Below are 19,786 nucleotides of genomic sequence, written 5' to 3'. Positions count from 1 at the left end.
AACCGACGACACAGCCCTGCCCACCGAACTCACCGCATAGCCTCAAAACGAGATCACCGAGTGGCCGTCGATACACCACTCCAGCGGACGTGACCTTGCGGTGTTTTCCGCGACTGCTTGCTCCGCAGACGACTCCCGGGCGGAGGAGCCCACGAAGTCCTCCAAGCCCAGCCAGGAGAAGGAGACAGAGGCCGCCCCGTCCGACGACGCGAGCCAGCCGTCCGTGGCGCAGCCTCCAGAGCTGGACGCGACCGAGACCGTTGCCGCGGAGCAGGGTGAGACGCACGGCAATCGCAGCTTCGAGTTCGGCAAGGGAAAGAAGGGCGACGCGCTCATCGTCGCGGTGCGATGCCAAGGTAAAGGGACCATCAACGTCACTGTGCGCCCCCTTGCCTTCTCCTTTCCACTGGAATGCCTCGACAGCGAAGTGAGCACCATCCAAAACCAGGTGGACATCGCCGGAGCGGACGACAAGGGGACCGTCTCCGTCGAGGCGCCGACGACGGTGCGCTGGTCCATGACCATCGGTCACGGCGAGGGAGCAGCCGCGGAAACCCTCTGAGCCGGCAGGCGCATAGGTCCGGTGTCGTCAGTGCCGAGTGCACTGTCTTGTCGGATTCCGCGTCTGCCGCCCGCCTCCCCGGTCGCCCCCTCGAGCCCTGCGCGCGGCTCGTTTAGCGTCGCTATAGAGAGCCTCCAACCACATCGACTCGTAGCAACTCATTCCGTCGACGCGGCATGCCAGCCGACAGGCGATGGCATGGTCGTGCCACTCGACAAAGGTGGCCTCGGCAAGGCTGTGCGACTGCGACTGCGACTGCCGCGATTGCTCACTCATGTCAGCTGCTTCCCTTCCGCCATGTCCACCGTGACGTAGAGCCGCACCACGGCATCCACTTCCTCAGGCCGTTCGCTGCGCTTCCCACCCGCCCGTGGAACCAGGGCCGGGCTAGAGGCTCCCAACACAGCTCGGCGGCAAGGAGCGGCAAGCCCCGTCCGCACTCGGTTCGTAGGCGCTCCGAACTTCTCCACCAACGGCGCCAACGTGCCGTTTCGGGGCTGAGCGTGGGCCACGCGCCGGGGGCCGGTTGTCTGGGCGCCTGGGCCACGTCGGGAGTCGGCGGCTTGTGACCGTCGCGCTGTGGCCAACGCGCACGTATGACGCGTATGACCCCCAGGGCGAACCGGAGAAAGTGCGTTCACCGTCCGTTGTCCCCGGCCCCGTACCGCCGAGGAGGAACAGGCCCAGCATCTGATGCGAAGCGTTCCACGCTCACCTTCCCGTCTCGAACCAGAGCAGCTTCCCTGCGCGACGGTCCAGGACGCCGTCACCGAGGGACACGCCGCCCCAGCAGTCGGCGTACTCCTGCACGAGGCGCAGGCCGCGTCCACCGTCGGCGTCCGGCCGGGCGAGCGGGACGTGGTCTTGGGGCGGTCGGCCGAAGGGTGCGGGAATGCGGGGGTGGCTGTCCCAGACGCCGACGCGCAGACGTCCGTCGGCGAGGGCGGTCAGGCGGAGTGATGCGGGGCCCTTGGTGTGGAGGTAGGTGTTCGTCACCATCTCTGACGTCAACAACTCGACCGTGTCAAGGATTTCGAGCCTGCCGTGGCCGACGAGCACCGACCGTACGGTCATGCGTGCGACCCGTGCCGCGCGCGGGTCGTGGGGGAGGCGGAGGGCGTACACCCAGGTGTCGGGCGGGGATACGGTGCGCATGGAACCTCCAGGAGTCTCGCAAGGAAGGGGGCCTGAGCTCGCTCAACTGCCGTGCTGGGCGGTGGCATTGCCTGGGTTGGTGCGCTTCCGGCTTATGGGCGGGGGGAGTTGAGCTGCCAGCACGCACAACGTAGCGTGGAGATTGGAAGGTATTCCATTGAATCCACGAAGACCTACCAATAGCCACCCGTGTGAGTGACGCTGCACGCCCGCGCTGAGGAGAGAAACGACACGACATGTCTCCCGCCCCCATCACGACCCTGCGCCAGCAGCGCCTCGGCGCCGAGCTGCGTAAACTCCGCGAGCGCGCGGGCCTGACGTCGACCGCAGCCGCCGAACTCCTGAGCGCCCCGCAGGCTCGGATCAGCAATATCGAGGCCGGGCGCTACGCCGTGAGCGCCGATCGCGTGCGCACGCTGGCACGCAACTACACCTGTGCTGACGAGGCATACGTCGACGCCCTCGCCGGCATGACGGGCGCCCGAACACGAGGCTGGTGGGAGGAGTACCGCGACACCCTCCCGTCGGGACTCCTCGACCTGGCGGAACTCGAGTACCACGCCACGGCGGTCCGCGTGGCCGTCACCGTGCACATGCCGGGACTGCTCCAGACCTCGGAGCACGCCCGCGCCACTATGCGGGAAGCCGTTCCGCCCCTACGTCCGTACGAGATCGAGCACCGCGTCTCCTACCGCGTGAAGCGCCAGGCCGTCCTGTTCGAGGGCACTCCGACCCCCTACACAGCCATCGTCCATGAGGCAGCCCTGCGCATGGGCTTCGGCGGCACGGATATCGCCTACGCCCAGCTGCGGCACCTACTGGAGATGAGCGAGCAGCCGACGGTCACTGTGCTGGTGCTGCCCTTCGGCCAGACCGGCTTCCCCGCCTCGGGACAGCCCATCACATGCGCGAGCGGCCCTGTCCCACAGCTCGACACCGTGGTCCTGGACACCGACCATGGCTGCGAGTTCCTGGATGCCGAGGCTCAGTTGGACCGCTACCGCTCCGTACTGGACCGCATGGAGTCCCGCGCTCTTCCCGAGCCCGAATCCCGAGACCTGATCCACCGCATCGCCGCCGAACTCTGAGGAACCCACCATGCCCGAACTCACCTGGCAGAAGTCCACGTACAGCGCCGAAGCCGCCAACTGCGTCGAGATAGCCACTACCCCCACCACCATCCAAATCCGCGACACCAAGAACCCGACCGGCCCCTACCTCACCCTCCGGCCCACCGCGTGGGCAGGCTTCCTTTCACACGCGATGACCACGAAGCGGTAATCCGCGCGCAAGTTCTCGCAAGTTCCTGGCCTCCGGTCGACGTTGAGCACAAGATCGAGCACGGATGCCCAACGACAGGGGAGGCAACGATGGCTCTGATCAAGCTTGGCCAGGATCCCGAGAGCCCGGAAGGCAAGTCGCCCACCATCTACCTCGACGACGTGAAGGGCACCTACCTGGTGCAAGGCTGGAAGGTGGACGACGAGGCTCGGCGCTCGCAGCTGGATCTTCCGGGCCACGAGGACGTGATCGAGATCCCGAAGCAGATGGTGCAGTTCTTCCCGGAGGTGAAAGGCGATGGCCGTGCCGACTCTTGAGGACCGACTGCGACGCTGCATCCGTTCCGCCGTACATCTGGAGATGCGCGACGGGTACATGCGCTCGGACCCTCGATTCGCCGCCTGGCAGAGCGGCGTCCGTAATGATCCTGCGGAGAGCGACCCGGAGCGTCGGCCGTGGCTGCGGCTCGTCGCCGACCTCGTAGCCCAGGGGGCCGAGGTACGCAGGGCCCGGATCGTGTCGGAGCCGGTGTCGGACTACATCCGGTTCGAGCACCACCTGACCGGCCCAAATGTGGCGGCGGGCGAGCAAGTGCGCTGGCTGCCTCGCCGCCACGCATCCGGACTGGCTCTGCCCGGCAACGACTTCTGGCTCTTCGACGACAGCTCGGTCGTCTTCCACCACTTCGCCGGCGACGGTGAACTCGCGCCGGACGACGAGGAGTTCACCGACGATCCGGTCATCGTGAAGCTGTGTGCGGATGCCTTCGAAGCGGTCTGGGCCTTGGCGATACCGCACACGGACTACAGGATCCTCTGATCCCCAACCCCCAGCGTGACTTCCTCCAATGTCCGACATCGCTTGTCACGTCAGGGAGCCCACCGCGTCAGCTATCAGGGAGCGTGCCGCCGCACCCCGCACAGTCCCCTTTGACAGCCGCTCAAAGGCCCGGGCGTACAGCTCGACCTGGCTGGGCTGCGTGAGGGTTGCAGCAGCATCCAATGTGTCCGCGTGCACCCTGGCGTTGTCGAAGATGGTGAAGGTTGGCATGGGCCACACGGTCCGTTGCGCCGACAACGGGACGATACCCACAGCAACGTTCTGGAGATCCATGACCCCGAGCAGGTGGCCAAGCTGTGCAGCCATGGTCTCGGCGCTGCACAGCCGGTACCGCAACACCGGCTCCTCCAGTACGAACGAGAATCGCCGAGCTCCATTGCTCAGCACCGCGTTGCGCCGTATGCGGGCCGCCACTGCCCCACTCACGTCGTCGGGCGTTCCCCGGAAGTCCGCAATGGACGACAGGAGGGCGCTGGCGTACCCGGCTGTCTGGAGGAATCCGGGGATCACGTCAGAGACGTACACGCGGAAGGTCTTGGTTTGTTGGTACAAATCGCCTGTCGACTCTTGCAGGCGACGGAGACCGCTCCGCTGGAGTCGCCGCCACTGAACGTGAGCGTCGGCGGACTGCCGGTTTGCCGCGATCAAGTCGGGAGCCTGATCCTCAGCGGCGCAGGCCCGGCACCACGCTTTGATGTCCGCGTCAGAGGGAGGGGTCTTAGCGTTCTCGATCCGGGACGACTTCGACTCTGACCAACCGCACCTGACAGCCAGCGCCCGCCCGCTGATCCCGGCATCCTTCCGAATCTCACGCAGACGGCCGGCGAGGGCCTCGCGCGCCTTCTGGACGCTTGAAGAGGGGTGTTGGGGCATGGAGCTGGCCTTCGTCAGATCTTGTACAGGTGGTGCGGTATTGCTCGCTCCCAGACTGCTTCGAAGGCAGCAGAGCACAGCTTCACGCTCTCCGTGTCCGCCGTGATCTCGTCCTCGACCACCACGCCGTCACCGGAGAAGTGGTGCACCCGGAGCAGCGCACCGTCGAACAGCCAGAAATCATTTCCCGGCAGGGGAAGGGCCGTGGCCCGTCGCCGTGGCAACCACCGAACCTCCTCACCGGCAGTGACGTTGGCGTGAGTGACGTAGTGCTCCCAGCGGATGTACTCCGATACGGGCTCCGAGATCACCCGGGCCCGGCGGATCCGTACGCCCCGGGCAACAGTGTCCGCGATCAACTGGTCGTACGGATGCCACCAGGACTCGCGCTCCTGCCAGTTGATCCGTTCACCACGTTTCCACGCTTCGAACCGGTCTGTCGCTGCGTAGGAGTCCCGTAGCTCCAGGTGGACGGCAGACCGCTCGCACTGCCCAAGCAGCTCAGCGAAGCTGGGCACGCTCGACGGCATCACATGCCTCCCTGATCATCGGGATCATCCGGGCCGGAATCCTGACGATGGCTTCACTATCGGGCACCCTGCCGTTCGCAGGGCTACTCGCCTCGCACTCCGCTTGAGTCTCGGGGCTCGGCTTCCAACCCTGCAACAAGATCTCCTGAGCTTCTGCGTCCGCCCACACGGTGGGGCAGTGGTCCCGGTCCGTGTCGGGGTCGATACCAACGAACACTACGGCCATGACTGACTCCCTGGTTCAGGCACTTGCTTGGGCTTGCAAAAGCTTGGTTGAGCTGCGGATAAAGCGTCAACACCGCAATCGGCCAAGCCAATTCATGTGCAAGCTCATGCAAGTTTGTAGAGCCCCGGACACACCGACTCCTAGCGTCGTGCCATCGCCATATGAGCCCGGGAGGCAGCGATGTCACAGAAGCCGCAGGACTACCACCTGACCGAGCTACTGGCCGAACCCTCCGCCGTGCCCGGGTGCTCGGACTGCCTGTCCCGTTCGGTCAGCAGAGAGAACGCACGCTCCAGAGGCGACTACAGCGGCGTATCCGACGCGAACGTTGAGCTGCGGCAACACCAGGCAGAGGCCCACGCCTCGTGAGCACAGAAACCAACGCGCACTTCTTCGCCGAACACCCCTTGATGACGCTACGGGTGTCGCGCGACTCCGGGCCGACCTGGGGCTCCGAGCAGGCTGTGTTTGCGGCAGGCGACCTCCCACCCCTGATGACCAACCAATGGCCGTCTTGCCAGTGCCGGCGTTGCACAGAGTCCGGCAGGCATCGCAACCGCTGAAGAGCGCCTCATTCCCACGAACTCCCGCCCGACCGGGCGGCGGCGGTCAGCATGGCCGCGATCAGACCAGCTGAGCAGGAAGGCACAGCGATGCTGAACGGAACCGACCTGTACGCACTCGACATCGACGGAGCCGCGTTCGTGAAGGCGTGCGGCGGCCCCTGCACCGAAGGGTGCGTAACCCTGGCCCGAATCGGCGACGACGCCTGGGCCCTCGGCGACAGCAAGCGGCCGGACGCGCAGCCGCTCCGCTTCACCACCGAGGAGCTGGACGCGGCCGGCATCGACCCGGCGCGCTTCGGCCTGACCGTCTGACCGCTTCCCCTCCACCGGTCGGGCCGGATTCATCCCGCCCCTGAATCAGACCCCTGAATCCGGCCCGACCGGCATCGTCGAACGGGAACGAAACGGGAACGACTGGTGCACCACCACGCCTACCTATGGACCGGCCCCAAAGAGCGCTTCGACAACGAGGCCCTACGGCGACCCCCGCATCCTCAGCCCCCACCCCCACCGGCCCCCAACGACCCCACAGGGGAACGCCTGCTCCAGCGCTACCGGGAAGTGGCGGCAGAGTTCCCGACCTCCGATCTGCCACCGCTGGAGACGGCGTACTGGCTGATCAAACCGCGGTCACTCGTTCGCGGCACCTGGGACGAGGCGAAGGAAGCGGCAGCCTGGCTCGGGGAGCGGCTGGCCGAGCACGCTCATCGGTTCGCGGAGCAGCATGACCGTGACACCGGACGCCTGATCCGGCTGGTCGAATCCGCCGCTGAACGACTCGCCTCGGGAACCGACGTGTCGTACGGCTTCTACCTCGAGCGCCCCGCCTACCTGTCCATGGCCGTGGTGACATGCTCCCCGAACCGCTCGATGCCCAGCCTGTCGTGTCCCCTCGGATGACCCTCGCATGACCGTCTGATGGCCACAGGAAAGACATGGGCCCCGTTCACCACGTCGGCCGAGCCGACACACCACCATCCACCACCAGGTCATGCCCCGTGACCCAGGACGCCAGCCCCGACGCCAGAAACACGCACGCGTCCCCCACGTCCTCCGCCCGCCCCAACCGCCCGACCGGCGCCGCCCGCTCCCACCGCCGCACCCCCTCCGGCCAAGCCTCCTCCAGCCCCTCCCGGTGGATCAGCCCGGGCGAGACAGTGTTCACGCGGATGCCGAAGGCGCCGTACTCCAGGGCGGCAGAGCGGGCGTGCATCACGACTGCCGCCTTGGAGGCGGAGTAGTGGGCGTGCAGGGGCGCGGGGTGGGTCGCCTCGATGGAGGCGATGTGGGTGATCGAACCGCCCCCGCCCCCTTCCTGCCCCCGCATCGCCTCGGCCGCCGCCTGCGTGCACGCGAACACGCTCGACAGGTTGGTGTCCACGACCGCCCGCCACTGCGCCACCGTCATGCCCGCCAGCTCCCGCGTCGGCTGCACGCCCGCGTTGTTGATCAGCGCGGTCAGTCGCCCGTCCCCCCACTCGGCGGCCTCGGCCACCACCCGCCGGCACTCCTCCTCGTCCGTCAGATCGGCCCGCAGCACCAGCGCCCGCCCACCCGACTCCCGGATACGGGACGCCACTTCCCCCGCCGACTCCATCGCCGTACGGCAGTGCAGTACGACCGCCGCCCCTTCCTCCGCGAACCGGATCGCGATCCCGCGCCCGATGCCGCCGCCCGCACCCGTGACCAGGGCGACCTGTCCTTCGAGGAGTCCGCGTCCGCTCATGGGCGGCACAGTGCCTCGATACGGTCGGCCTCGGCGGGATACCGCGCCGTCAGCTCCGCCAGGTCGCCGTGCTCGTAGCCCTCGTAGGTGAAGCCCGGCGCCATCGTGCAGCCGAAGAAGGCCCAGGAGCCGCCCGGCACCACCCGCGCGCCCATCCAGGTACCGGCGGGCACGGTGAGCTGGATGTGCTGGCCGTGGAGGAGGTCGGGGCCGAGTACGGCGGTGCGGGTCGTGCCGTCGGGTGCGAGGAGCAGGAGTTCCAGGGGGCCGCCCAGATAGAAGTGCCAGACCTCGTCGGACGGCAGGCGGTGCAGGGCCGAGAAGTCGTCCGCGGTGAGCAGCACGACTATCGCCGAGCCCTGCGGGCGCCCGTCGGTCATCTCCGGGCCCGCCCAGGTGCGGCGGAACAGTCCGCCTTCGCGCGGGATCGGCTCCAGTGCGTAGTGCGCGACGAGGTCTTCAGGGGTCACGCCGGGAAGGCTACCTCCCGGGTGAGGAAGGCGAGTTGGGCCTCCTTCTGCGGGATGTGCACCTCCGGGAGGTCGATCTCGGGCAGCACGACCGCCGGGCCCGCCGTGAAGCCCTGCCTGAGGAAACGGGCGATGGCCTTCTCGTTGCGCACATCGGGGTCCACCACGACCCGCTGCCGGTCCAGGGCCAGGAAGACGTACGACGTCATGACCGTCAGGAGCGCCGAGGTCCAGCCGGGGCGCCCGCCCCCGGCACCGGCCGGCGCCAGCAACAGGTGGACCCCGATGTCGCCGGGGCGGACGTCGTAGCACTCGCTGACCCGGTCGGCCTCCGGCTCATACGTCTGGAGGAGCGCGACCGGGTCGGAGTCCCGCAGGACCAGGAAGGCGTGATGGGTGTCGAGGGTGTCCATGTGGGCGTAGATCTCGGCCACCTGGTCCCTGGTCAGGCCGTTCATCCCCCAGAAGGCGGCCCGCTCCTCGCTCACCCAGCCATGGACGACGTCGGCGTCGGCCTGCGGGTCCAGGGGCCGGATTCGGACGGCGCCGAGCCCGTCGACCATCTGCTCATGCACCCATTCGCGGGCTGCCGTCGGCTGTTCAGACATCGGATTCCTTCTTGAGCTTGGTGAAATCGGTGACGACCGGGACCAGCTCTCCCCCGAGCCACAGGGGGAGTTGGTCGCGGTGATGGGCCGTGCCCGGAACCCCGGAGGCACCGAGCGGGACCACCCAGAGGCTCGCCTCGCGGTCGGCCAGGTCCCAGACGTAGCGGGCGGCCGGGCCGCGCGCGCTCAGGTCGGTGAGGCCGGGGACGGCCGAGGTGCACAGGACGCAGTCGTGGTCGCCGGAGAGGCCGGGTGCGTCGTACGACGGGTCGGGGAGGGCCCGCCAGGGGGCGAGGCGGTGGGTGTCGCCCCAGGTTCGGCCCCCGTTCCCCTCGGTTCCAGCGGGCTGCTCGGCGGCCACCTCCTCGACCGCCGCGCGGACGGCCTCGGCACGGTCGATTCCGTACAACTCCTCGGCGCGCAGCAGGTGTTCGAGGGCGAAGCCGACGCGTGGGAGCAGGGCCAGCCAGGGGAGGAGTACCTCCGGGTAGGCGGGCGGGGTGACCAGCGCGGCGAAGGCCGGGTCTGCGGCGAGTCGTCGTACGACCGCCCCGCGCACCGCCGAGTAGACGGCAGCGGCGTAGCTGCTCGCGTCCATGCGGCGGTCCCAGGCCAGGAGGGTCCGCCGGATGCGGGCGGCCTCGGGGGTGAGGGCGTCGAGGGAGTTCAGGAGTTCCAACAGGGGTTCCGCGGAGGCCAGTTGGGTGTCCATGTGGATCGCCGGCATGTCGGCGGCGGACCAGCGGGCCTTCTCGCCCAGCAGGGCGGTGATGCGGTCGGCGCGATGGGGCGGCGCGAACTCGACGCCCAGGGGTGTGGCGATGCCGCGCTGGTTGGCCATGGCGGCGACTCCGTCGGTGAGCCCGCCTCGGGGCGTCTCGTGCCAGCCCTGCCAGTCGTGGCCGGGCTCCCAGGCGGGCACCAGCCGGGTGCGGTTGGCGGCGGAGCGCACCGGCACCCTTCCGGCGACGCGGTGCAGCAGGCCGCCCTCGGTGTCGGCGGCCTGGACGACGTTGACGGGCTCGGCCCAGAGGTCCACGGCACGGTCGACGTCGGCGACGCGGCGGGCGCGGAGAAGGGGGAGGAGGGCGCTGAAGCCGAGGTCGGCGGTGACGCGGGGTGGGTAGCGGAGGGCTACGGCGAGGGGTGGGGCGTCGGGGAGCTCGAACCCGGAGGAGAAACCTTCCTGCAATCCGTCCGGCAGGCCTTCTTGCAGACCTTCCTGCAAACCGTCCGGCAGACCTTCCTGCAGACCTTCTTGCAAACCGTCCGGCAGGCCCTCCGGCCCCCCGATGATCACCGGCCCCCGCTCCGTCTCGATCACCTCGACCTCGACCGGCTCCTCCCCCGCCACCTCCACTACCTCGGTGTGCCGCGTGGCGCGCCGCCACACGCCGTCCGGGCCCAGGGCCTCCACGCCCGCACCGGTGCGCCGCAGCCGCTCCCGGTACAGGTCCTGGTAGTCCGCCATGGCGTTGGTGATGGCCCAGGCGACCGTGCCGGTGTGGCCGAAGTGGGCGATGCCGGGGACGCCCGGGACGGCGAGGCCGATGACGTCGAACTCGGGGCAGGAGAGGTGGATCTGCTGGTAGACGCCGGGTTCCTCGATGAAGCGATGCGGGTCACCGGCGATGATCGGCCGCCCGGTGACGGTCCGCTCGCCGCTCACCAGCCAGCCGTTGCTGCCGGAGGTGCCCGGCCCGTCGATGGCGAACAGCCCGATCGCGTCGGGGCCGAGATGCCGTACGGCCTGCTCGCGCCAGAGCTTGGCCGGGAAGCCCGCGAACAGGATGTGGATGCCGAGCCAGACGCCGAGCGGGGTCCAAGGCTCCCAGTCACCGGGAGTCAGCCCGGCCCGCGCGAACTCCGGGGTGCGGCGGGCGCCCTCGGCCAGTGTCTCGTTGACCCCGTCGACGTACGCCCGCACCCAGCGCGCCGTCTCGGGGTCCCGTCTCTCCAGTTCGGCGAAACACCGTCTCGCCGTGTCGTCGAGGCGGGCCCGTCTGACGAACCGGTCCCAGGGCAGGGCCTCGGCGCCGAGGAAGGACGCGGAGGTGCCCTTGGCCCGGTGCCGCTCGACCTCCAGCTGCCAGGCCCGGTCGAGGGCGGTCACCCGGCCCTGGGTGCGGGCGAGTTCGGTCACGTCGTCCGCGCGGAGATGCGGAATGCCCCAGGCGTCGCGGTAGATCTCACCCGTCACCCTGTGTCCCTCCTATGCTTTAGGTTAGCCTTCCCTAAGTAATCTGGGCAGGAATCGTACTTGAAGGGTGAAGAAGCCATGGGGCAGGGGCACGGCTGGGAGGGCGCGGTCCTGAAGCTGCTGCGCGCGAAGGACTTCGTGTTCACGGTGACGGGCGCGGAGGACGTCACTCCGCACTATCGCCGCGTCCACCTTCAGGACGGAGGCCTGCTCGCGGCGGCGGGCGTCCACCCCACGATGTGGGTCCGCCTGTGGTTCGACAACGCGGGCAAGCCGCACCAGCGGGCGTACACCCTGGTCGACCCGGACCCGGCGGCCGGCACCTTCAGCCTGGAGTTCGCCCTGCACGAGGGCTGCGCCAGCGACTGGGCGCGGGCGGCCAAGCCCGGCGACACGATCGAGGCGACCATCCACGGCACGGGGTTCACCGACCCCGACCCCGCGCCCTCCCATGTCTTCGCCGTGGCCGACCCGGCCTCGCTCCCCGCCCTCAACTCCCTGCTCACCGCCCTGGACTCGGCGCCGGCGACGGTCTGGTTCGAGGGCGAGCAGGGCGACCTCCCCTTCCGCACCGAGCGCGCCCGCCACGACATACGCACCCTGCCGAGGCGCGACGCCGGGGCCCACCTGGTCGCCCAGGTGAAGGAGGCCCTCCCCGACCTCCTCAAGGGCACCGCCGACCCGTACGTCTGGATCGCCTGCGACACGGCGACGACCCGGGCCCTGACGTCGTACGTCCGCAAGGAGCTGGGCATTCCCAAGCAGCGGGTGAACGCGCTGGGGTACTGGCGCCCCTGAACCGTACGGCTGCGGGGCATGAGGCGAGGGGGCATGATCGGGGGCATGGACGTCACCCTTCACCTCGCCCAGGACCCCGAGGCCGACGAACTCCTCGGCCGCAGCCCGCTCGCCGCGCTGGTCGGCATGCTGCTGGACCAACAGGTTCCGATGGAGTGGGCGTTCAAGGGGCCCCGTACGATCGCGGACCGGCTCGGCGCGGAGGACCTGGACGCGCACGACATCGCCGCCCAGGACCCGGAGGCGTTCTCGGCCCTGCTGTCGGAGAAGCCGGCCGTGCACCGCTACCCGGGGTCGATGGCCAAGCGGATCCAGCAGCTGTGCCAGTACCTCGTCGAGCACTACGACGGTGACGCCGAGCTCGTCTGGAAGGGCGTCGACGACGGCCGCGAACTGCTGCGCCGCCTGGAGGGCCTGCCCGGATTCGGCAAGCAGAAGGCCCAGATCTTCCTCGCCCTCCTGGGCAAGCAACTGGGCGTGACCCCCACGGGCTGGCGAGAGGCCGCCGGCGCCTACGGCGAACCCAAGTCCTACCGCTCCGTCGCCGACATCACCGGACCGGAATCCCTGACCAAGGTACGGGCCCACAAGCAGGAGATGAAGGCGGCGGCGAAGGCGGCGAAGGGGGCTGGGAAGTAGCGGGCGGGGCCGCGGGGGGACTGCGGCTCGTCGGCAGCGACCAGGGACCAGGCCACGGGTGACCTCCGGCGCCGCAGATGGCGATCGGCGCCAGAAGCGACCTCCGCACCGCAGGATGCGATCGCGCCCGCGAGGGATCTCCGGCGCCACGGACGGCGGCCGCGCCACGGACTGCCTGCGGCACCACAGCCAGCGACCAGCGCTACGCGTAGCCTCCAGGGCCCATACGGCGTCCGGCGGCACGAACATCCTCGGCGGACCTCCCGCCCTGCTGCGGCTCAAGCCGGGGTCACCGCGCAGCTCATCTGACACCTGACGACCCTCCGTGCCCTCACCATCTGCACGCCCTGCTGCGGCCGACGCCACGGAGCTCGTCGCCAGGCGCGGCGGACCGCGCTCACTCCACCCGCGGGACGGGGTCGCGTCCGGGGGCGGTCGACTGACCCGCACTCGCTACCCGTCCTGCCGATCCACAGCCTGCCTCCCTGGAGCCCCGTGGCCCCGTGGCCCCACGGCCGCCGCCCTGCCCGAATCCCGCGCGCCCGCCGGCCTCCCCCCGCCGACCTCCGCACGCCGACTTCCGCACGCCACCCACCCCACCCGGCCGAAGCACGCGGCAGCGATCCCGCGTCAGCCGTCAGCCGTCAGCCGAGTGGCCCTTCCCGAATGGCGGAGCCCGTGCGGGCGTTCGCAGCATGGAGCATGACCGAGGTACCGACCGGTCCTGCCGGGGGCCGGGACTACGACGACCGCCGGGTGCATGCCGGGCGGCCACCCGGGCCGGGGACGTCCCACGAGCCCGAGCCGCCCTTCGAGGGCCCCCTGCACGCCCTCTCCCGCGCCGCCTGGCAGGTCGTCCTGCTCACCGGGGTCGCCTCCCTGATCCTGGGGGTCCTGATCCTGGTCTGGCCGGGCGCCTCACTCTTCGCGTCCGGGGTCCTCTTCGGCCTCTACCTCCTGATCAGCGGCGTATTCCAACTGGTCGCCGCCTTCGGCACGCACAAGACGACCTCGCTACGGGTGCTGGCGTTCATCAGCGGCACCGTGTCGGTCCTGCTCGGCCTGTTCTGCTTCCGCCGACCGATGCAGTCGATCCTGCTGCTCGCCCTGTGGATCGGCATCGGCTGGCTCATCCGCGGCATCACCCAGACCCTGGCCGCCGCCTCCGACCGGTCCATGCCGGCCCGCGGCTGGCAGATCCTCCTCGGCGTGGTCACCGTCATCGGCGGGATCGTGCTGATCGACTCCCCGATCGAGTCGGTCACCGTGCTCACCTTGCTGGGCGGCTGGTGGCTGGTGGCGGTCGGCGTCGTCGAGATCGTCACCGGACTCCGGATGCGGGGGCGGGCCCGGCAGGTCCCGCACGAGCTGTGATATCCAGCGAGCATCGGTACGCGCATCGGTACGCCGAGCGGGCGGTTCTCGCGTCCGACGCGATGAACGCCGTACGGCCACCGGGGAGATGACCTCCCGTGAGCACCGCGAGCATTCTCCCGCGCAGCCGCACCTGGCTGCGGGTCCTCGTGCTGCTGCTCGCCCTGCTGGTACCGGGCGCGCACGCCCAGGCGCATGCCGTGCCCGCCATGGCGGCCGGGGTCTCCGGTGAGGCCGCCGCCGAGCACGACGCCCTCGACACGGTCCTGCGGCCACCTGCCCGCACCGACCGGCGCACCACCGTACGGCCGTGCTCCACGCCCCCGCCGAAGCCGGCGCCCAGCGTTCCGGCCCGCCTCTCCCACCCCGCGCCGCCGCGACCGCCGTACGTCCCGCACATCCTGCGCACCGTGGTCCTGCGCTGCTGACAGGCCCCCGCGACGAGGTCCCTCAGGACGACACAAGGAGCACAGTCATGCCCACCGACCACTACGCAGTCCTGCGCGCCCTGCTGCGCGCGGAGGCCGTCCGCAACGCCCCGAAACCGCAGCTGAAGCAGGACAAGCCGCAGCAGCCCCCGCAGAAGCGGGAGCGCGGCTGACGCGGGCGCGGCGGAGGCCGGGCTCCCACCGGAGCCGGCCCCTCCGCCGCGCCGCCGAGGCCTCCGGCACGTGGCCGGCCCCGAAATCCCGCCGCGGAAGGCCTCCGGCACCTGGAGGACCGGGAAGACCCACCGCCGAAGACCGCCACCTCGGCCAGCGCCCGCCCTGCGCTGCGGCTTCTCCGCCGCCTACGACAGCCGCGCCGCCGCCGAACTGGCCGCCCGCACCTGGACGGCCGGGGAGACCCACCGCCGAAGACGGCCGCCCCACCCCCGCCCCTGCCAGCGCCCGCCCCGAGCCCCCCCCGGCAGACCGACCTACCGCCTCCGCCGAGCCGTCCCAAAGACCGACCGTGTGATCTCCCGCCCGATCTGCGTACCGATTGACCGAGCCAGGGACTTGAACATGCCGCTCCCGACGACCTGCTCGACGACCGAGGGCTGCTCCTTCTGCTCGCCCCCGCGCTGCTCTGCCCCGCGCTGCTCTGCCCCGCGCTGCTCAGCCCTGCGCTGCTCAGCCCTGCGCGCCCCGGCCCCGCGCTCCCCGGCAGTCGCCGCCGCGCGCATCTCGTCGGGGCCCTTCGCGCCCCGGGACGCCTGCAGCCGTTCGTACGCCGACTCTCTGTCCACAGCCTGTGCATACCGCCCGTACAGCCCGGACGACGTCACCGCCCGCTCCAGCGCGCCCGCCTCGATCGGCCCCATCAGCGACTCGGGCGCCCGCAACCGGGTCGCCGCGACCGGCGTCGGCGCGCCCTTCTCGCTCAGGACGGTCACCACGGCCTCGCCGGTGCCGAGGCCGGTGAGGAGTTCCTCCAGGTCGTACGCCGAGTTGGGGAAAGTCTTCACCGTGGCCTTGAGCGCCTTCTGATCGTCCGGGGTGAAGGCGCGCAGCGCGTGCTGGACGCGGTTGCCGAGCTGGCCCAGGACGTCGGCGGGTACGTCCTTCGGGGTCTGCGTCACGAAGAAGACGCCGACCCCTTTCGAGCGAATGAGCCGCACGGTCTGGGTGATCGAGTCCAGGAACGCCTTGGACGCGTCGTCGAACAGCAGGTGCGCCTCGTCGAAGAAGAACAGCAGCTTCGGCTTGTCGGCGTCTCCTACCTCCGGCAGATCGTGGAAGAGGTCGGCGAGCAGCCACATCAGGAAGGTCGAGAACAGCTGCGGCCTGTCCTGTACGGCGGCCAGTTCGAGGACCGAGACCACGCCCCGCCCGTCCGACGCCGTCCGCAGGAGCTCACCCGTGTCGAACTCCGGCTCCCCGAAGAAGTCGGCCATGCCCTGCGCCTCGAACGCGGTGAGGGACCGCAGGATCACCCCGGCCGTGGCGGTGGACAGCCCGCCGATGTTCTTGAGTTCCGTCCGGCCCTCGTCGGAGGTCAGGAAGGCGACCACCGCCCTGAGGTCCTTGAGGTCGATCAGCTCCAGGCCCTTGGTGTCGGCGTAGTGGAAGATCAGGCCGAGGGACTGCTCCTGGGTCTGGTTGAGCTGGAGGACCTTGGAGAGCAGGACGGGGCCGAAGCTGGTGATCGTGGCGCGTACGGGGATGCCGCGGCCGATGCCGCCGAGCGCGTAGAACTCGGCGGGAAAGCCGGTCCCGGCCCACTCCTGGTGGACCTCGGCGGTCCGGGACCGCACCTTGTCGTTCGACTGCCCCGGCGCCGCGATCCCCGAGAGGTCGCCCTTGATGTCCGCCAGGAACACCGGCACGCCCTGCGCCGACAGCTGCTCGGCGATCAGCTGGAGCGTCTTGGTCTTCCCGGTGCCGGTGGCGCCCGCGACCAGGCCGTGCCGGTTCAGCACGGCCAGCGGGATCCGGATCTGCGCGTCGGGCAGACACCGCCCGTCCCAGAGCAGCGCACCCAGGTCGAGGGCGGGCCCGCCGAACGCGTACCCGGCCGCGATCTCCAGCGCCTCCCGCGCAAGGGCGGGAGCACTGCCACGCGCCTCGCCACGCGCCCCCGGAGCAGCCCCCGGCGACACGGTCCCGGAACCGGCCTTGGCCGCGCTCTCTCGATCCCTCATCTCAGACCTCCACTCCCACCACCGGTCGGCCCACCCCTCCGACCCCCCGATCGGACCAGCCCTCCACCATCCGGCCCAACATGCGTTCGGTATCCGTTCGGTTGGGCCCCCGGCCGCCTGCCCCGGCTTCCGTTCAGGCCCGTTCCGGCTTCCGATCCGGCCACGGTTCCCTCACACCTCGCCGGTTCACCCTGCTTTGTCCCGACTTTTCCAGCGTCGCACTCCGCCGTCATGGCTGCGCCCGGAACGTCTTGACCGGTAGGCTTTCCGTGTGATCTTCAAGCGCATCGGAAACGGCCGGCCGTACCCCGACCACGGCCGGGAAAGCACCCGGCAGTGGGCGGACGTCGCGCCGCGCCCGGTCCGCCTCGATCAGCTGGTGACGACCAAGGGTCAGCTCGATCTGGAAACCCTGCTCGCCGAGGACTCCACGTTCTACGGCGACCTCTTCGCGCACGTCGTGAAGTGGCAGGGCGACCTGTATCTGGAGGACGGCCTCCACCGCGCCGTGCGCGCGGCGCTGCAGCAGCGCCAGGTGCTGCACGCGAGAGTCCTGGAACTGGACTGACGGGCGGACGGACAGGCTGGCGGACGGACGGACGGGCCGCAACGGTCCCGGACACCCGGGGCGGCGCCCCCGTGCGTCGTTCTGGTCGATCTGTTGGCCCTTTCGGGTTGGACTGAGCGGTATCGAATGATCATCAGGTAGGCATCGCCGCTCAGGCGCACTACGCTGCGCTCATGAGCATGCTGACTCCCCCGGGCATGGGCGGCGAGTACCGGATCCGGGGGAACAAGTACCCGCGGATGCGCCGTCCCCGGCGCGGCAGGCTCGTGGTCCTCGCCGTCGCCTCTGTCGCCGCGCTCGGCATGATCGGCTGGGGAACGCTGCAGCTCATCGACGTCTTCACCGGCAACGGCAGAAAGGCTTCGGCAGCCGGCGCGAAGGCCGACTGCGAGACCAAGGTGACCCCCTCGGGCACCCCCTCGCCCAGCGCCACGGGGCCGCTGCCCGAGCCGGGCGGCATCACCGTCAACGTCTTCAACGCCACCACCCGCAGCGGGCTCGCCAAGCAGACGGCGGACGAGCTCAAGAAGCGCGGCTTCAAGATCGGCGACGTGGGCAACGCGCCGAAGGAGTTCGACAAGAAGGTCAAGGGCACCGGGATAGTGCTCGGCCCGGCCGAGTCGATCAACGGCTCGCTGCCCGTCCTCGCCACCCAGCTCACCAGCGCCGAGCGCCGCACCGACGCCGCCCGCAAGGGCAAGGACGTCGACCTGATCATCGGCAACAGCTTCAAAGCGCTGACGAAGAAGGCGGACGCCGACAAGGCACTGGCCGCGCTGGCCGAGCCCGAGCCGACGTCCACCGCCGCGGAGCAGAGCTGCTGAGCGGTCGTATCCGCTCCAGAACCGCCTGAAGAGCCGGAACGGTTACTCGGTTACTCGGCCGCGCCGTAGAGCCGGTCTCCCGCGTCCCCCAGCCCCGGCACGATGTACCCGTGCTCGTTGAGGTGGTCGTCGACCGCCGCCGTCACCACCGTCACCGGCGTTCCCGCCAGCTCGCGCTCCATCAGCTCGACGCCCTCGGGCGCGGCGAGCAGCACCACGGCCGTGACATCGTCCGCACCGCGCTTGATCAGCTCCTGGATCGCCGCCACCAGCGTGCCGCCGGTGGCCAGCATCGGGTCCAGGACGTACACCTGACGCCCGGAAAGGTCCTCGGGCATGCGCGAGGCGTACGTGGAGGCCTGGAGCGTCTCCTCGTTGCGGATCATGCCAAGGAAGCCCACCTCGGCGGTCGGCAGCAGCCGGACCATGCCGTCCAGCATGCCGAGGCCGGCCCGCAGGATCGGCACCACCAAGGGGCGCGGGTAGGAGAGCTTGACGCCGGTGGTTTCGGTGACCGGGGTCGTGATGTCGACCGCTTCGGTGCGCACGTCCCGCGTGGCCTCGTAGGCGAGCAGGGTGACCAGTTCGTCGGCGAGGCGGCGGAAGGTCGCGGAGTCGGTGCGCTGGTCGCGCAGCGTGGTGAGCTTGTGGGCGACCAGGGGGTGGTCGACGACGTGGAGACGCATGTCCACAACAGTAACCGGGCCGGGTATGCCCGGCGCCCCCGCACACACAGCAAGCCGAAGGCCATCGCTTCACCCTTGCGCTGGCATCAAACCACCCGTCGGAGGGAAAGTGGGAGGCACGTACCGGGGGTGGTGAGCCTATGCCCGATCGTGAGTCCCCAGCGGACCCCACGCAGGACGCGCAGGACACGCGGAACACTCAGGACACGCGGGAAGAGACCGACGCCGCGCGCCGTCGGCGCCGCGCCCAGTTCCTGCGGGAACTCGCCGAGGCCCGCGAACTCCGGGACCGCGTCCAGCCGCGCCGCGCCAAGACGGCCCGCCTGCGACACGCCATGCGCATGCGAACGTTCCGCTGGTAGGGCGGGCGAGCCGCAGGGGAAGATCCGCGGCTCTCCGGGGCGTTGGAGCGGTGGGCGTGCGTGGGCTGTTGGAAAAGCCGCGTACGATCCGCTGGTGGCGGCAACGAGTGCGCTGGTGAGTCCTTCACGGACGTGCTCGCGGGCCCCCTCGGGCCAACGCGATCAAAACTGCCGGACACAGGGTGCCGAAGACGTCCCCTGAACGCCTTGTTTCTGCCACGATTCCGAGTGGGTGGGGCTCGGACCCCGAGCCTCCCCGCCCGCAACCTCCGCCGGGGGGAAGCCCAACCGGCACGCCTATGACCAGTGGGAGAGTCACGGTGTACTTCGCCGCACTGCTCGCGCGCACCGAAGACGGGTGGGAAGCGAGCGACACAGAGCTCGACGATGTGGAGACCCTGTCGGATCTGGCCGAACTGGCCCGTGAAGCCTCGCCTGAGGACGACACGGTGCTGGTGCTCATCGAGCAGGAGGACTCCTGGTTCGGTGTCGTCCGGATCGACGGCGAGGACGACCCTCGTATCTACGTCTCGGACGCCGCCGCCGCTGCCCGCAGCAGTTACGGAGAGATCCTGCTCACCGACGAACTGCTCGGCAGGGAGCCCGGCGACGACAGCGCCGACCTGGACTCCCTTGACCTCGACGGCACCGAGGAGCCCGACGGCGACTCGGACGACGACGAGGAGGGCGGCGGCGCCGAGGCGGTCCCGCACAGCCCCGTCGGCGACAGCGAGATCCTCGACGACCTCGGCGTCGGCGAGAAGGAGCTGAAGGCCCTGGACGCCGATGACGCGCTGAGCGCGATCGCCGAGGCGCTGGGCGCCTCGGAGGTGCTGGAGACCGTCCGCTGACCTCGTTCGACCAGGGGTCGG

At 70.0% G+C, this 19,786-nt stretch carries 27 protein-coding genes and 1 pseudogene; 18 read left to right on the top strand and 10 right to left on the bottom strand.

Features of this window, described 5'->3' with window-relative positions; all coding sequences use genetic code 11:
* The first annotated feature begins 223 nt into the window (after positions 1–223).
* A complete protein-coding gene (locus ACIA8X_RS04615; protein WP_399457749.1) occupies positions 224–562 on the top strand; it encodes a hypothetical protein in 339 nt (112 codons plus the stop codon).
* Positions 563–1,273: 711 nt separating this feature from the next.
* Here the strand turns inward: ACIA8X_RS04615 and ACIA8X_RS04610 are convergent.
* Positions 1,274–1,717, bottom strand: a complete 444-nt coding sequence (locus ACIA8X_RS04610; protein WP_393456117.1) for an ATP-binding protein — start codon at positions 1,715–1,717, stop codon at positions 1,274–1,276.
* 236 nt (positions 1,718–1,953) lie between these two features.
* Here ACIA8X_RS04610 and ACIA8X_RS04605 point away from each other — a divergent pair, with 236 nt between their 5' ends.
* From ACIA8X_RS04605 to ACIA8X_RS04590, 4 genes are all read left to right on the top strand, one after another.
* The gene (locus ACIA8X_RS04605) at positions 1,954–2,805 is read left to right on the top strand and encodes a helix-turn-helix domain-containing protein (RefSeq protein WP_399457748.1); all 852 of its coding nucleotides are present in this window, start codon (positions 1,954–1,956) and stop codon (positions 2,803–2,805) included.
* A gap of 10 nt (positions 2,806–2,815) precedes the next feature.
* On the top strand, positions 2,816–2,998 hold the full coding sequence (locus ACIA8X_RS04600; RefSeq protein ID WP_393456111.1) for a DUF397 domain-containing protein: 183 nt from the start codon (positions 2,816–2,818) through the stop codon (positions 2,996–2,998).
* A gap of 89 nt (positions 2,999–3,087) precedes the next feature.
* Positions 3,088–3,315: a hypothetical protein gene (locus ACIA8X_RS04595; protein ID WP_393456108.1), complete on the top strand. Its 228-nt coding sequence runs from the start codon at positions 3,088–3,090 to the stop codon at positions 3,313–3,315.
* Positions 3,296–3,817: a DUF6879 family protein gene (locus ACIA8X_RS04590; protein ID WP_393456105.1), complete on the top strand. Its 522-nt coding sequence runs from the start codon at positions 3,296–3,298 to the stop codon at positions 3,815–3,817. The genes ACIA8X_RS04595 and ACIA8X_RS04590 overlap by 20 nt, the downstream gene beginning before the upstream one ends.
* A 45-nt stretch (positions 3,818–3,862) precedes the next feature.
* On the opposite strand, the gene ACIA8X_RS04585 is transcribed toward ACIA8X_RS04590, so the two are convergent.
* The 3 genes from ACIA8X_RS04585 to ACIA8X_RS04575 are packed head-to-tail and all read right to left on the bottom strand — an operon-like array spanning position 3,863 to position 5,467.
* Positions 3,863–4,711, bottom strand: a complete 849-nt coding sequence (locus tag ACIA8X_RS04585) for a helix-turn-helix domain-containing protein (RefSeq protein ID WP_399457747.1) — start codon at positions 4,709–4,711, stop codon at positions 3,863–3,865.
* 14 nt (positions 4,712–4,725) lie between these two features.
* Positions 4,726–5,241 (bottom strand): DUF6879 family protein, encoded by a 516-nt coding sequence (locus ACIA8X_RS04580; protein WP_393456099.1) that lies wholly within the window; start codon positions 5,239–5,241, stop codon positions 4,726–4,728.
* Positions 5,213–5,467 (bottom strand): hypothetical protein, encoded by a 255-nt coding sequence (locus ACIA8X_RS04575; RefSeq protein ID WP_393456096.1) that lies wholly within the window; start codon positions 5,465–5,467, stop codon positions 5,213–5,215. The genes ACIA8X_RS04580 and ACIA8X_RS04575 overlap by 29 nt, the downstream gene beginning before the upstream one ends.
* Before the next feature lie 180 nt (positions 5,468–5,647).
* Here ACIA8X_RS04575 and ACIA8X_RS04570 point away from each other — a divergent pair, with 180 nt between their 5' ends.
* The 3 genes from ACIA8X_RS04570 to ACIA8X_RS04560 all read left to right on the top strand — a co-directional run bounded on the left by ACIA8X_RS04570 (position 5,648) and on the right by ACIA8X_RS04560 (position 6,933).
* A complete protein-coding gene (locus ACIA8X_RS04570; RefSeq protein ID WP_393456093.1) occupies positions 5,648–5,836 on the top strand; it encodes a hypothetical protein in 189 nt (62 codons plus the stop codon).
* Between the two features lie 284 nt (positions 5,837–6,120).
* A complete protein-coding gene (locus ACIA8X_RS04565) occupies positions 6,121–6,345 on the top strand; it encodes a DUF397 domain-containing protein (protein WP_393456090.1) in 225 nt (74 codons plus the stop codon).
* Between the two features lie 105 nt (positions 6,346–6,450).
* Entirely contained in the window at positions 6,451–6,933 is a 483-nt protein-coding gene (locus ACIA8X_RS04560) for a hypothetical protein (protein ID WP_393456087.1), read from the top strand.
* Positions 6,934–6,979: 46 nt separating this feature from the next.
* On the opposite strand, the gene ACIA8X_RS04555 is transcribed toward ACIA8X_RS04560, so the two are convergent.
* Genes ACIA8X_RS04555 through ACIA8X_RS04540 form a run of 4 tightly spaced genes read right to left on the bottom strand, consistent with a single transcriptional unit; the run spans position 6,980 to position 11,037 of the window.
* Positions 6,980–7,759, bottom strand: a complete 780-nt coding sequence (locus tag ACIA8X_RS04555; protein ID WP_393456084.1) for an SDR family NAD(P)-dependent oxidoreductase — start codon at positions 7,757–7,759, stop codon at positions 6,980–6,982.
* Positions 7,756–8,229 (bottom strand): cupin domain-containing protein, encoded by a 474-nt coding sequence (locus ACIA8X_RS04550; RefSeq protein WP_393456081.1) that lies wholly within the window; start codon positions 8,227–8,229, stop codon positions 7,756–7,758. The genes ACIA8X_RS04555 and ACIA8X_RS04550 overlap by 4 nt, the downstream gene beginning before the upstream one ends.
* Entirely contained in the window at positions 8,226–8,837 is a 612-nt protein-coding gene (locus tag ACIA8X_RS04545) for a GNAT family N-acetyltransferase (RefSeq protein WP_399457746.1), read from the bottom strand. Before ACIA8X_RS04545 ends, ACIA8X_RS04550 begins: the two co-directional genes overlap by 4 nt.
* Positions 8,830–11,037, bottom strand: a complete 2,208-nt coding sequence (locus tag ACIA8X_RS04540; RefSeq protein WP_399457745.1) for a penicillin acylase family protein — start codon at positions 11,035–11,037, stop codon at positions 8,830–8,832. The genes ACIA8X_RS04545 and ACIA8X_RS04540 overlap by 8 nt, the downstream gene beginning before the upstream one ends.
* Positions 11,038–11,115: 78 nt before the next feature.
* On the opposite strand from ACIA8X_RS04540, the gene ACIA8X_RS04535 reads away from it, so the two are divergent.
* The 6 genes and pseudogenes from ACIA8X_RS04535 to ACIA8X_RS04510 form a co-directional block, all read left to right on the top strand.
* Positions 11,116–11,835 carry a siderophore-interacting protein gene (locus ACIA8X_RS04535; RefSeq protein WP_399457771.1) on the top strand — a complete coding sequence of 240 codons (720 nt, stop codon included), beginning with the start codon at positions 11,116–11,118 and terminating at the stop codon, positions 11,833–11,835.
* Positions 11,836–11,880: 45 nt separating this feature from the next.
* Positions 11,881–12,474, top strand: coding sequence for an HhH-GPD-type base excision DNA repair protein (locus ACIA8X_RS04530; protein ID WP_399457744.1), 594 nt, complete (start codon positions 11,881–11,883; stop codon positions 12,472–12,474).
* Positions 12,475–13,176: 702 nt separating this feature from the next.
* Positions 13,177–13,848 (top strand): HdeD family acid-resistance protein, encoded by a 672-nt coding sequence (locus tag ACIA8X_RS04525; RefSeq protein WP_399457743.1) that lies wholly within the window; start codon positions 13,177–13,179, stop codon positions 13,846–13,848.
* A 98-nt stretch (positions 13,849–13,946) separates the two neighbouring features.
* Positions 13,947–14,276 carry a hypothetical protein gene (locus ACIA8X_RS04520; protein ID WP_393456066.1) on the top strand — a complete coding sequence of 110 codons (330 nt, stop codon included), beginning with the start codon at positions 13,947–13,949 and terminating at the stop codon, positions 14,274–14,276.
* Between the two features lie 47 nt (positions 14,277–14,323).
* A complete protein-coding gene (locus ACIA8X_RS04515; RefSeq protein ID WP_393456063.1) occupies positions 14,324–14,449 on the top strand; it encodes a hypothetical protein in 126 nt (41 codons plus the stop codon).
* A 70-nt stretch (positions 14,450–14,519) separates the two neighbouring features.
* A pseudogene (locus tag ACIA8X_RS04510) lies at positions 14,520–14,675 on the top strand (mobile element transfer protein); the annotation flags it as partial.
* 92 nt (positions 14,676–14,767) lie between these two features.
* Here ACIA8X_RS04510 and ACIA8X_RS04505 read toward each other — a convergent pair.
* A complete protein-coding gene (locus ACIA8X_RS04505; protein ID WP_399457742.1) occupies positions 14,768–16,474 on the bottom strand; it encodes a helicase HerA-like domain-containing protein in 1,707 nt (568 codons plus the stop codon).
* A 271-nt stretch (positions 16,475–16,745) separates the two neighbouring features.
* Here ACIA8X_RS04505 and ACIA8X_RS04500 point away from each other — a divergent pair, with 271 nt between their 5' ends.
* Together ACIA8X_RS04500 and ACIA8X_RS04495 are read left to right on the top strand one after the other, a co-directional pair.
* Positions 16,746–17,042 carry a type II toxin-antitoxin system VapB family antitoxin gene (locus tag ACIA8X_RS04500; RefSeq protein WP_003999914.1) on the top strand — a complete coding sequence of 99 codons (297 nt, stop codon included), beginning with the start codon at positions 16,746–16,748 and terminating at the stop codon, positions 17,040–17,042.
* Between the two features lie 173 nt (positions 17,043–17,215).
* The gene (locus tag ACIA8X_RS04495) at positions 17,216–17,866 is read left to right on the top strand and encodes a LytR C-terminal domain-containing protein (RefSeq protein WP_399457741.1); all 651 of its coding nucleotides are present in this window, start codon (positions 17,216–17,218) and stop codon (positions 17,864–17,866) included.
* A 50-nt stretch (positions 17,867–17,916) separates the two neighbouring features.
* Here the strand turns inward: ACIA8X_RS04495 and upp are convergent, their stop codons facing one another.
* Positions 17,917–18,552, bottom strand: a complete 636-nt coding sequence (upp, locus tag ACIA8X_RS04490; RefSeq protein WP_393456057.1) for a uracil phosphoribosyltransferase — start codon at positions 18,550–18,552, stop codon at positions 17,917–17,919.
* A 140-nt stretch (positions 18,553–18,692) separates the two neighbouring features.
* On the opposite strand from upp, the gene ACIA8X_RS04485 reads away from it, so the two are divergent.
* Positions 18,693–18,914 (top strand): hypothetical protein, encoded by a 222-nt coding sequence (locus ACIA8X_RS04485; RefSeq protein ID WP_393456054.1) that lies wholly within the window; start codon positions 18,693–18,695, stop codon positions 18,912–18,914.
* A 320-nt stretch (positions 18,915–19,234) separates the two neighbouring features.
* Positions 19,235–19,765, top strand: coding sequence for a hypothetical protein (locus ACIA8X_RS04480; RefSeq protein WP_393456341.1), 531 nt, complete (start codon positions 19,235–19,237; stop codon positions 19,763–19,765).
* Positions 19,766–19,786: the final 21 nt, after the last annotated feature.

This window comes from Streptomyces sp. NPDC051738, from assembly GCF_044453205.1.
GTDB lineage: Bacteria > Actinomycetota > Actinomycetes > Streptomycetales > Streptomycetaceae > Streptomyces.
This window is presented reverse-complemented; position numbering and strand designations above follow the sequence as displayed.